Source organism: Brumimicrobium aurantiacum, from assembly GCF_003402975.1.
Classification (GTDB): Bacteria; Bacteroidota; Bacteroidia; order Flavobacteriales_D; family Crocinitomicaceae; genus Brumimicrobium; species Brumimicrobium aurantiacum.
The window spans coordinates 45,165-57,271 of the sequence record NZ_QURB01000007.1 but is presented as its reverse complement, the minus strand read 5'-3'; the positions used below and the strand labels follow the sequence as shown (position 1 = coordinate 57,271).

11 protein-coding genes are annotated in these 12,107 nt (G+C 33.6%); 7 read left to right on the top strand and 4 right to left on the bottom strand.

Annotated features, from left to right (window positions below; genetic code table 11):
* Positions 1-16 precede the first annotated feature (16 nt).
* Positions 17-976, top strand: a complete 960-nt coding sequence (locus DXU93_RS11215) for an isopenicillin N synthase family dioxygenase (protein WP_116881385.1) — start codon at positions 17-19, stop codon at positions 974-976.
* 183 nt (positions 977-1,159) lie between these two features.
* Here DXU93_RS11215 and DXU93_RS11210 read toward each other — a convergent pair whose 3' ends face one another.
* A complete protein-coding gene (locus DXU93_RS11210) occupies positions 1,160-1,423 on the bottom strand; it encodes a hypothetical protein (protein WP_116881384.1) in 264 nt (87 codons plus the stop codon).
* Positions 1,424-1,453: 30 nt separating this feature from the next.
* On the opposite strand from DXU93_RS11210, the gene DXU93_RS11205 reads away from it, so the two are divergent.
* From DXU93_RS11205 to DXU93_RS11190, 4 genes are all read left to right on the top strand, one after another.
* On the top strand, positions 1,454-2,131 hold the full coding sequence (locus tag DXU93_RS11205) for a tetratricopeptide repeat protein (RefSeq protein ID WP_116881383.1): 678 nt from the start codon (positions 1,454-1,456) through the stop codon (positions 2,129-2,131).
* Positions 2,128-2,775, top strand: a complete 648-nt coding sequence (nth, locus tag DXU93_RS11200) for an endonuclease III (RefSeq protein WP_116881382.1) — start codon at positions 2,128-2,130, stop codon at positions 2,773-2,775. Before DXU93_RS11205 ends, nth begins: the two co-directional genes overlap by 4 nt.
* A gap of 84 nt (positions 2,776-2,859) precedes the next feature.
* Positions 2,860-3,780, top strand: coding sequence for a DUF58 domain-containing protein (locus DXU93_RS11195; RefSeq protein WP_116881381.1), 921 nt, complete (start codon positions 2,860-2,862; stop codon positions 3,778-3,780).
* 86 nt (positions 3,781-3,866) lie between these two features.
* Entirely contained in the window at positions 3,867-7,133 is a 3,267-nt protein-coding gene (locus tag DXU93_RS11190; RefSeq protein WP_116881380.1) for a collagen-binding domain-containing protein, read from the top strand.
* Between the two features lie 253 nt (positions 7,134-7,386).
* On the opposite strand, the gene DXU93_RS11185 is transcribed toward DXU93_RS11190, so the two are convergent.
* Positions 7,387-8,367 carry a pyruvate dehydrogenase complex E1 component subunit beta gene (locus tag DXU93_RS11185; RefSeq protein ID WP_116881379.1) on the bottom strand — a complete coding sequence of 327 codons (981 nt, stop codon included), beginning with the start codon at positions 8,365-8,367 and terminating at the stop codon, positions 7,387-7,389.
* A gap of 171 nt (positions 8,368-8,538) precedes the next feature.
* Here DXU93_RS11185 and pfkA point away from each other — a divergent pair, with 171 nt between their 5' ends.
* Positions 8,539-9,510, top strand: a complete 972-nt coding sequence (pfkA, locus tag DXU93_RS11180; RefSeq protein WP_116881378.1) for a 6-phosphofructokinase — start codon at positions 8,539-8,541, stop codon at positions 9,508-9,510.
* Between the two features lie 140 nt (positions 9,511-9,650).
* On the top strand, positions 9,651-10,211 hold the full coding sequence (locus tag DXU93_RS11175) for a transposase (protein ID WP_116881377.1): 561 nt from the start codon (positions 9,651-9,653) through the stop codon (positions 10,209-10,211).
* A gap of 90 nt (positions 10,212-10,301) precedes the next feature.
* Here the strand turns inward: DXU93_RS11175 and DXU93_RS11170 are convergent, their stop codons facing one another.
* Together DXU93_RS11170 and DXU93_RS11165 are read right to left on the bottom strand one after the other, a co-directional pair.
* Positions 10,302-10,994, bottom strand: a complete 693-nt coding sequence (locus DXU93_RS11170) for an SDR family NAD(P)-dependent oxidoreductase (RefSeq protein ID WP_116881376.1) — start codon at positions 10,992-10,994, stop codon at positions 10,302-10,304.
* Positions 10,984-12,093 carry a 2Fe-2S iron-sulfur cluster-binding protein gene (locus DXU93_RS11165; protein WP_116881375.1) on the bottom strand — a complete coding sequence of 370 codons (1,110 nt, stop codon included), beginning with the start codon at positions 12,091-12,093 and terminating at the stop codon, positions 10,984-10,986. The genes DXU93_RS11170 and DXU93_RS11165 overlap by 11 nt, the downstream gene beginning before the upstream one ends.
* Positions 12,094-12,107 lie beyond the last annotated feature (14 nt).

The following is a 12,107-nucleotide window of genomic DNA, read 5'->3' as shown; positions in this document are numbered from 1 at the left end:
TTAAAACAAACATATTATGAGTAATCCACAAGGTATTCCATCTGTTGATTTATCTGAGTTCGTATCAGGTAATGAAGAACAGCAAAAACAATTTATCAATAAACTAGGTAAGGCATATGAAGACATAGGATTTGTAGCCGTAAAAAATCACGGTGTTCCGTCAGAACTAATCGATAAGCTCTACGCTCAAATGGAAGAGTTTTTTGGTCAAGATGAGAAAGTGAAAAATCAATACAACATTGAAGGAATTGGTGGTCAACGTGGTTACACTCCTTTTGGAAAAGAACACGCCAAAGGAAAAACAGCTGGAGATTTAAAAGAATTCTGGCATTTTGGTCAATTTGTTGAAGACAATGATCCAATTGGAAAAGAATATCCAGATAATGTTGATGTAAAAGAACAGCCAGAATTTTTAAAAGTAGGTAAAGAATCATATAAAGCTCTAGAAAATACAGGGAGACATATGTTGCGCGCAATTGCTTTGCATTTAGGTCTTGAGGAAACGTATTTTAATGAGCATATCCATAATGGTAACAGTATTTTAAGACCTATTCATTATCCACCTATTACAGGGGAAATCGAAGAAGGTGCCGTAAGAGCTGGAGAACACGAGGATATCAATTTAATTACCCTATTGGTTGGTGCATCAGCAGACGGACTTCAAGTTTTAAACAAACAAAACGAATGGGTTTCAGTTACGGCAATTGAAGATCATATTGTGGTCAATGTTGGTGACATGCTACAAAGATTGACCAATAACAAGTTGAAATCAACAACACACCGTGTAATTAATCCGCCAAAAGAAAAATTAGGAACAAGTAGATATTCAGTGCCATTTTTCTTGCACCCAAGATCTGACATGCGTTTAGATTGTTTAGAATCTTGTATCGACGAAAACAATCCAAAAGCTTTTGAGGACATCACTGCAGGTGAATATTTAATGGAAAGACTAAGAGAAATAGGATTGGTTAAATAAATTGCATTCGCAGAAAAAACATCATAATTAAAAAACGTAGAGACACTTGATTGGGTGCCTCTACGTTTTTTTTATGAATAATTTTTAAACTTAAGATTAAAAAAGAGATTCCTCCATTAATTTGAAACGACGAGAATATAAAAGTACTTGGGTCTCATTTTTATACCTTTAACCTTATCTCAATCAATCATCATTTTTCTTTTGTTCAATATAAGCTTTCGCTGATTCAAACTGATTATCAAACTCTTCAGCTGTGCTCATTTGGTACATATCAATTTCTGCTACAAGCATATCTTGGATTTGTAATTGCTCGAAGTACTTTTTTGCGTGAACATCATGAAATAAAAAACGTTTACCTACCATTTGAACTTCTTCAAATGTTGTAAATGATGTAACTTTGTAAAAAGACTTATTGTCAAATCGTTTTCTATATTGCGGAAAGTCCATAAGTTTGTATCATTAATTTTTAGAACACAAATGTATATTAATTCGGAACATAAAAAAGCACAAGCACTTTTAGATCAACAAAAATTTGAAAAAGCCTTGATTGCATTTAATAAAGCATTAAAAATAGATCCAAATCATCCCGATATTCTTTCTCATCGTGGTGTTCTACACCTTCACATGAATCAAAAGAAAAAATGCTTTGACGATTTGGAACTTTCTTTACGTTTGGACAAAAACTACAGTTACAGATATGCAGCTTTAGCCTACGCAAAAGATTTCTTTGGAGATACTGATACTGCCATTGAACTTTATGAAAAAGCTGTCCAAGTTGATCCAGAAGATTCAATTTCGCATAACAACCTTGGCCTTTTAATGGAGAAAAAAGGATATCAGCAAAAAGCTAAAGACAATTTTGAAAAGGCAGATAAATTGGCTAAGATTCAAGATGAGATGCTTGATAAGCTTGATGAGTTAGAGCAAAAAGAAGATCAATTTCACCAAGAAAATGAATCTAAAAAAACAAAAAGCAACCCATTGCCTAAACCTGGAGAAGGTTTAAAACCAAAGGGAGAACCGCTACAACCAAAAAAATTGCAGCCAGAAGTTCCAAAAACATTCAAACAGGTTTCAAAGGATTTAATCACAAAAAAATCAGTTTTTAAAGAATTTATTGGTTTTGTGAAAAATGGATTTAAATTAAAACAATGACAAGAAAAGAGAAAGCCGAATTTATTATGGAAGAATTGGATAAAGTTTATCCGACCACTCCTGTCCCACTCGACCATAAAGATCCATATACTTTATTGATCGCTGTGCTTTTGTCTGCTCAATGTACTGATGTTAGGGTAAATAAAATTACACCTTACTTGTTTGCAAAAGCGGATAACCCATACGATATGGTTAAATTATCTGTAGAAGAAATTCGTGAGATCATTAAACCCTGTGGACTTTCTCCTAGAAAATCAAAAGCTATTCATGAGTTATCTCAAATTTTAATCGACAAACACAATGGAATAGTTCCTGATAATTATAAAGATTTAGAATTCTTACCTGGAGTTGGTCATAAAACAGCAGCCGTTGTAATGTCACAGGCTTTTGGCGTTCCAGCTTTCCCAGTTGACACACATATTCATAGGTTACTTTACCGTTGGGGAATGACCAATGGAAAAAACGTTGAGCAGACTGAAAAAGATGCAAAAAAGTACTTTCCTAAAGAACATTGGAACAAGTTGCACCTTCAAATTATTTTTTACGGAAGAAGTCATTCACCAGCTAGAAGTCCCAAATTAAGTGTTGATTACATCACTGAGGCAATAGGATCCAAAAAGGTGTTGAAAGATTATAAACCTTAATTCTTATTGAGAAATGAAAACGAAAAGTGAAAAATTCAATTCAACCAAATTTTTCATTATTCATTAAATCCTTATCTTTCGCATATGGCAGAACAAATTCAACGTGAATATTTAGAACAGTTTGGAAACCTTGAAGTTTTAGCAAAACAAGTTGTTGAAGGTTTTATCACAGGATTACATAAAAGTCCTTTTCATGGATTCTCTGTTGAATTTGCCGAACATAGATTGTATAATACTGGTGAATCAACTAAACATGTTGATTGGAAACTCTATGCACGTACAGAAAAGTTATTTACAAAAAAGTACGAAGAAGAAACCAATTTACGCTGTCAGTTTGTACTTGACACCTCTAGTTCTATGCAATTTCAACATGAGGACAATTGGTCAAAATTGAAATACAGCATTTATGGTATTGCTACTTTAATGGAGTTACTCAAACGACAACGTGATGCAGTTGGATTATCTACATTTACCGACAAGCTTAATTTACACACCGAAAATAAATCTTCAAACTCACATCATCGATTTATCTTCTCAGAATTAGAAAAACTATTAAAGTCATACAGTGAAAAAGAATCCAAATCAACCGAAGCTGTTCAGGTTTTGCATGACATTGCAGAATTATGTAAACGCCGAAGTTTAGTCGTTATTTTTTCAGACATGTTAAATAATCCTGAGCATAAAGACAGCTTATTTGAAGCATTACAACATTTAAAACACAATAAGCATGAGGTAATTTTATTTCATGTTGTTGATAAACAAAAGGAATTAGATTTTCAGTTTGACAATAGACCATATACTTTGGTAGATATGGAAACTGGAGAACAAATGAAGTTAGTTCCTGGTGAAGTAAAAGATCATTACACACAACAAATAAATCAATATTTTAAAGATTTGGAACAAAAATGTGGTGCGTATGGCATCGATTTTTTCGAATTAGACACCAATCAACCATTGAATGAATTACTTGTTCAGTATTTAAATAAACGTCAAAAAACAAGATAAGATCTTAATTCACAATCTTTTACAGCTTACAGCATACATATTTATTGTATTTTTACTTATTTTTGCATCATATTAATATTTTAAACATGATAAAATCTTACCCTAATTACATTTACTTAGTTGCTTTAATATTTTCATTCAACTTTAGTATTGCAATAGCTCAAAGCCCAACAGATCCCGCAGAAGGATTTAATGTCTTTATAGAAAACGACATGACTTTAACGACCAACGAAACAGATGGTCCCGCGGCATGTGGTGAAGATCTAACGCTTAAAGGCAACTATCAAGTTGCGACAAATAACCCAGGAAACTTTACCGTTAATGGTGTAAAAATTGGACTTCTCGTCAATGGTAGAGTAAACTACACCTCAGGAAACGCTTTACAAGTAAATCAAAATGCTTACATAAAAATAGGAAACAGTCAAGGTTCTCACGTTTGGTATTACGACCAAAACAATGCCGCTTCACCTATTAGAATTACACCAAGTTCGAACTACAACTCTTCGCCAAGAATTATGCTTCAAGCCAATTCAAACCAATTGAATGTCGGTGTAAATAACAATCCAGTTTTTGAGTCGAATTTAATTGATTTCTCAACTGCTTTTCAAACAATGAGAGCTTCTTCTGAAAGTATTTCTCAATGTACAGGAAATGCTCAATTGACGAATCCAAATGGACAATCGATTCCAACAACAAATCTTCCAAATCAAGTAAAAATAAATCTTCAAAATGGTATAAACTATTTAAATGTTACAGGTGCTGACATGAATAATGTTCAAGTTTTCACCTACAACAATCAACCAAGTGCTTCAAAAGTATTGGTAATTAATGTTGATGCTCCAGGTACATTCAATTGGGAGGTATGGAATCAAGCGGGAATTGGCTTACAAAATTGTCCTTATATCATTTACAACTTCTACAATACAACGACTTTAAATATCAAGGGTAACTCTACAATTGAGGGAACTGTATTTGCTCCTTTTGCTGACATTAACAAAACCATTAATCAATCAAATATTGAAGGGCAAATCATTGGTAAATCTTTAATTCATAAAGGTGGAGAAATGCATTATGCTATTTTCACGCCATCACTAACAGGATGTGCTCCAGTTCCAGGGGTTGAACCAACAGCTGAATTTTCAACATCTACTGTAGACTGTTTAGATGGAAATCAATTTACGATGAATAATACTTCAAATACTGGTTCTACTTCACAGCCATCAGCTCCAATTACTTATGAATGGGATTATGGTGACGGAACGACAAGTACTTCAATGAACCCTACTCATTCTTATACTAATGCTGGAAACTATACCATAACTTTAATCGCGACCAATACTTATGGCGCAGATACAACAACGCAACAGGTAACAGTTCTTCAAGCGGAAGTTGCTGATGTAACAGTTACGACTGCAGGAGTTGGAACAAATACAGTAACAAAAACATTTACTTTAAACAACAGTGGTGATTTCACCAATTATTCTTGGGCCGCGACTGGACAAGGTAATGGTCTTTTCCCAAATCAAAATACTGTAAGTTTCGACTACACACAAGATGGTTATTATGAAGTGAGTATCACAACTACGGACAATAATGGATGTACAAAAACTTTAATTATTCCTGTTACTATCGCATCAGGTGAAGTTGGATCAGGAAGTGGTGGAGGACTAGAAAGTGAGAGTCTAGGTGATGCTGTTTCTAAACAATATGTTCAACGTAAAAAGAATGGAATTCCAACGAATTTCGATAAAGCAAAAGCTGAAATTTTCGACAAGCAAAAGTTTAAACCTACACCAACAACAAAGGGAAGTAATGCACAAACGATGCTCGATATGTTTCCAACTCAATTAACTCCTGGAGATGTAGCTCACGTATCTTCTCCTACTGATATATTGGATTACACAGTAGCTGAAGAAGTATTGAGTGTTGATTTTTCTGTTGACGGTTCTACAAAAGCAGTTGTTTTAGGTGTAAAAACTGAAAACAAAATTTACAATCACACGAAAGCTTCTTGTGATCGATTGAAAGGTGCCGAAATATTGAATGTTAAAGCAATTGAAATCGGTGGTTATAATTTCCTTACACAAGCCATTCGTCAAAAAAATGGAAATACTGAATATGCTATTTCATTTGTTGTTGGGTTTAATGAAAACGATTCTGACTATACATTACAATCAAATTGGTATGTAAATACATTTACACCTGCTGAAGAGGTGTACAACTTCCAGGTATGGTCAACTACTCCTGAAGCAACACAGAAGCTTGTACAAGATATATTAAACAACCTAATTAGTTACCAAACAATTGTACAAACGGAAATACAAGAAGTACCTAAAACTTATGCTTCAAAAATAACTAGAGAAGGAGTAAGCATGATTGTTGATCTTAAAAGTTTAAGAGCTAATCAAAACATTGAGGTTATCCTTGATGAAGTATATAGTGAAACTGGAGGATATGCTCAACGTTATAACCCTCTAAAATCAGAGCTTGAACAAACTTTGGTTTTCGAAATCAAAGATGGATACGAATATGATGGATTAATCAAAGTAAATGGTGAAGTTCAGGATGCGTTTTATCATGCTGATGGAAACTGGGGATTAGATTATGACCCTACATACACAAGTGTTGAAGAGTATGAAGTTTACAATGATTTCAATAGAGTATACAATGATGATGAATTAGCGATTCACCGAAATGTTAGAATTAAAGCACACAGTGAGTATGATTATCTAACAATGTATAAATCTTTACTTCCAGGAAGTGAAGCTGATGATTACACAGATTATAATTATATTTCATTCACAGCGAAAGGAAGCGGACTATTGGAATTAGGTTTAGTAAAATCTTCAATTGACGATTGGAAAGAACAGTACAAAGCGATGATTGATGTAAAGGAAGAAGAACAAACATATTACATTCCTTTTGAATACTTTGCTTCAACTGCATCTTTGAATTCAATCACAGCAGATGACTTAACATTATTGACTTTTACATTTTTACCTGTTGAAGCACAAACCAACGATTTAGATTTAACATTGGAAGATGTGAAATTTACTAAGACTGCTCCAGACGGATATGAAAATATGTTGATGGGACTTGAAAACGAAATGTTAGCTTACCCTAATCCATCTATTGGAAATGTCAACTGTGTTATTTACAGTGAAGATGAAGAGCACAATGCTGAAGTAACTGTACACGATCTTTCAGGAAAGCTTGTTTACACTAAAAATGTAGACATCAACAAAGGCCGAAATGAAATAGAACTAGACCTCAATAAAGTTTCTGGATTAGTTTTATTAAATGTTAGAAGTGAAAAAACAAACTTCGGAACGATTAACCTTGTGGTACAATAATCGATCTTCGAAAATATCAAATATTAAATCCGCCTTTTGGGCGGATTTTTTTTGCTTTAATATTCGCTAAAGTATTAATTTTTAATAATTGCAGCAAGACACTTAATCTACAAGTAACAATGAATTCTGTTTCCTAGTTTAAAGCGATCGATACAATGTTTAGAAAAAAGAAACGAACAATATTTAAAAACATTTAGCCACAAAAAAATCCAAGCCTTTTGAGCTTGGATTTCAATATATAATATAATTCTATTTAGTTTTTATACATTGTTGCTTTCACCGCTTTAATGATTCTGTTCACGTTTGGCAAACCTTCTTCCATTAATGTTGGAGAGAATGGGAATGGAGTATCAGATTGCGTTACTCTCATTACAGGAGCATCTAAGTAATCAAATGCGTAGCGTTGTAAGTGATATGCAATTTCAGAAGAAATAGAAGCCAATGGCCAAGATTCTTCGACTACTACACAACGATTTGTTTTCTTGATTGATTCAACAACAGTTCCATAATCAATTGGACGAACAGTACGTAAATCAATTACCTCACATTCGATTCCTTCTTTCTTCAATTCATCAGCTGCCTTGTGGGCTTCTTTGATGATTTTACCAAAAGAAACAATAGTTACATCTTTTCCTTTACGTTTAACATCTGCTAAGCCAATTGGAATTAAATATTCACCTTCAGGAATTTCTCCTTTATCTCCGTACATCTTTTCAGATTCTAAAAAGACAATAGGATCTTCATCACGAATGGCTGACTTCAATAAACCTTTTGCATCTGCAGGATTAGATGGAGTTACCACTTTTAATCCTGGAACATGTGCATAGAATGATTCAAATGCTTGTGAGTGTGTTGCTGCCAATTGACCTGCTTGACCATTTCCTCCTCTGAAAACGATTGGACAATGATATTGACCACCTGACATTTGTAGCATTTTTGCCGCACTGTTAATAATCTGGTCAGCAGCAAGAATAGCAAAATTCCAAGTCATGAACTCAACAATTGGTCTCAATCCATTCATTGAAGCTCCAACAGCGATTCCTGTAAAACCTAACTCAGCAATTGGTGTATCGATTACACGTTTGTCACCAAACTCATCTAACATTCCTTGCGAAACTTTATACGCACCGTTATATTCGGCAACCTCTTCCCCCATTAAAAACACGTTTTCATCACGACGCATCTCTTCTGACATCGCTTCTCGTAGGGCCTCTCTAAATTGAACTGTCTTCATTATTAAAGTCTTATATTTTCCTTTAGTTAAAAAGTAAATTAACGAAGGGTAAAACTAAGAATTTTTGACTTGAACACTTAAAAATCTAGATCTTTTTTATCGATTATTATTAACGCATAGACATTATCTTGTATTTTTAAGCAACAAATATTAATTCAAGAAGCTTTGAACATGAAAAAAATCGGGATTCTAACATCAGGAGGAGATGCTCCAGGAATGAATGCAGCAATTCGTGCAATTACAAAAACAGCAATACATTATGGTATTCAACCTATCGGGGTTTTAGATGGATTTGAAGGACTTATGAATGGATGGTTCAAAAACATGAATTATGAAGATGTTGACAATATTATACAGCGTGGAGGAACGGTTTTAGGTTCGGCAAGAGCACCTAAATTCAAAGAAAAAGAAGCACGAAAAGAAGCGATTGAACATCTTGAAAAAGCGGAAATTGAAGGATTAATAGTGATCGGTGGTGACGGTTCCTTTACAGGAGCTCATGTCCTTTCCTCTGAAATGAATATTCCTGTGATTGGTATCCCTGGAACGATTGACAACGATTTATATGGTACTGAAACAACCATTGGCTATGACACAGCTTTAAATACAATTGTAGAGGCCATTGATAAAATTAGAGACACAGCCACTTCTCACAAACGAATTTTCTTCGTTGAAGTTATGGGTCGAAATTCAGGCTTCCTTGCATTAAATTCGGCTATCGCTTCTGGAGCAGAATCTGTTTTAATACCAGAAACTATTTCAGATATTGAAGCCATTGCACTTCAAATTAAAAATCAAAATAAAGGACGAAGAAGTAGTATTATCATTGTTGCTGAAGGAGATGAAGAAGGTGGTGCAATGGACATCATGAGAAAGGTAAAACCTCATCTTAAAGATTATGAATTGAGAACGACAATTTTAGGTCATATCCAAAGAGGTGGTTCTCCTTCATTTTATGATCGTTCTTTGGCCACTCGCTCTGGAATAAAGGCTGTAGAGCTTTTGATGGAAGGAAATACAAAGAAAATGATTGGAATAAAATCAGATGAATTGGTGACCATTGATTTGAAAGATGCCATCGATAAAAATGCCTTTCCTAAAATCGAAAAAGAAGAGTTATTGGCTAAATTACTTACGAAGTAATGAGATTGTTTTAATTTGGTATAATTTATTTTTATTGAATTTATGGGTGTATTAAAATGAATATATAGGATGATTTTTGTATCTTAAATTGGAAACGTATTTAAATTAAGATTTAACCTAAATCAAAAATCACCTAAATCATGAAAGCCAAAAAATTCAGGAACGGTTCCTTTCGTCTACAATCATGGGATTATAGAAATGATGGAGCATATTTTATTACAATAAACACCAAAAATCACAATCATTTTTTTGGTGAAATTGATAATGGAGTTATGCAAAAGAATGAAATTGGGAAATTTGCTAAAAAGTTTTGGATGGAAATACCTAATCACTTCTCAAATGTTCAATTAGGGAACTTTGTAGTTATGCCAAATCACATGCATGGTATTTTAATACTTGAAGGCTGTCCCGGATTATCCAATACTTTAGAAAGCAATAAACACACAAAAGCTAAATCAATAACAAAAAATAAATTTGGAGAAAAAAATAATAGATGGAATTCTGGAAGTGTTGGTGTAATTGTTAATCAATATAAAAGAATCGTAACAATTAATGCCCGAAAATTAAATCCAATATTTGGTTGGCAGTCATTATTTAATGATCATATTATTCGAAACTCAATCTCGTATGAAAGGATTCAAAAATATATAGAAAACAACCCTAAAAAATGGCAGGATGATGTTGATAACGGGAAAAGGTGACAAATTCAAATGGATATAAAAAATGTAGGCATGTCCTAATAGGGCAAGCCTACATTTTTTATATCCATTTGAATTTATAATTGTTTTTACCTATGGTGTCGTTGAACTCACCGGTAAAATTTTACCGTTGAAATATTGAGGTGCATTAAATGTAAAATCCACAATATATTCTGCCATTTCGGCTGGTGAAACAGGCGCTTTTAATCCTGGGAATGCTTCTTCTAACATTTCTGTTTGAACAGCGCCCAAACATAAGCAATTCATCTTGATTTTTGTATCCTTATATTCTTCTGCAAATAATTCTGTAAAACTAGTGATTCCAGCTTTTGAAGTAGAATATGCCGATAATCCTGGGAATTTCACACTGCCTTGAAATGCTCCTATGGTAGAAATATTTACGATATGCCCACCATTTTCTAACATTCTAGGCACTACATATTGTGTAGCATGCATCACCCCTATTGCATTGGTTTGATAGCAAGCATCGATATCATCTCTTGTTAATTCAAGGAAAGCTTTGTTAACCAATCTTCCAGCATTATTAATAACCACATCAATTTTCGGGAATGCATTTAAAACAGCATCCATTTCTTCATGCAATTTTTTTGAAGTCAAATCAATATACCCAAAGTGGATGTTTTCTGCTTTAAAAGCAAGGTCCATTGCATCGATGTTACGCGACAAAGCAATAACAGTATTTGATTTTTCTTGGGCAAATTGAAGTACAAGTTCTCTACCGATTCCTCGACTTGATCCAACAACTACGATTACTTTATTCGTCATAACTCAATACTACCTCTTCACTATTTGGATGTGCTTGACAAGTTAAAACATATCCATCTTTAATTTCTTGATCTGTTAAACTGAAGTTTTTATCCATCGTAGCTGAACCTTTGATGATTTTCGCTCTACATGTACAACAAACTCCACCTCTACAAGAGTATGGTGCATCAATACCATAGCTTTCAGCTTCTTCTAAAATTGTGTCGCCGTCAGATTCTAATTCAAACTTCTCCTCTTCATCATCTAAGATTAAGGTCACTTTTGATAATCCATTAAAATCAGAAACAACTTCTTCTTTTGTAGATTCCATTAAAACGGGAGTTGTAAATAACTCATAGAACATTTTATCTTCAGAAACACCAAAAGTTTTAAGGACATTTTGAGCGTTAATGATGACTTGCTCTGGTCCACAAAGGTAGAATCCTTTTGCTTTAAGTAATGATAGGTCACTTTTAATGATTTGAGTAATCACTTCTTCTGTCATCATTCCATATAAGAAACCTTCTTTTTCCTGTTCTGAAAAAATGTGAGTTGTCGTTACTTTATCAGGAGTCAATAAATTCAATTCATCTTCAAACATGATAGATTGATCATTTCTATTGGCATAGAATAAATTCAATTTACCACCTTCTGTATTGTTGATTAATTTAGCGATAGATAATACTGGTGTAATCCCACTACCCGCTGCAAAAGCAACATATTCTCCATCAACTTCTGACATCTTAAAGTTACCAATTGGAAAACCTACCTCGATTTCATCATCGACTTTGGCTTGGTCATTAAAAAATGTTGAAACAATTCCTTTTTCTACTTTCTTAATACCAATGGCTAAAGGTTCATTAACATCACTACAAATAGAATACGAGCGACGTTCTGATTTACCATCAATGTCCAAGGTAACATTTACATATTGTCCTGGAACATAAGTGTACTTGGATTTTAAATCCTGAGGAACATCAAACACAATCTTAACCGCATCTGCAGTTAGTCGATCAATTTGTTTGATTTTTAGCAAAGCGCTTGATTGCTCTTTATTTCCTTTTTTTGCTGATTGACCAGCATCTTTTTTACCTCCAAATAATTTTTTGAACAAACTCATTCTATTTATTTAAT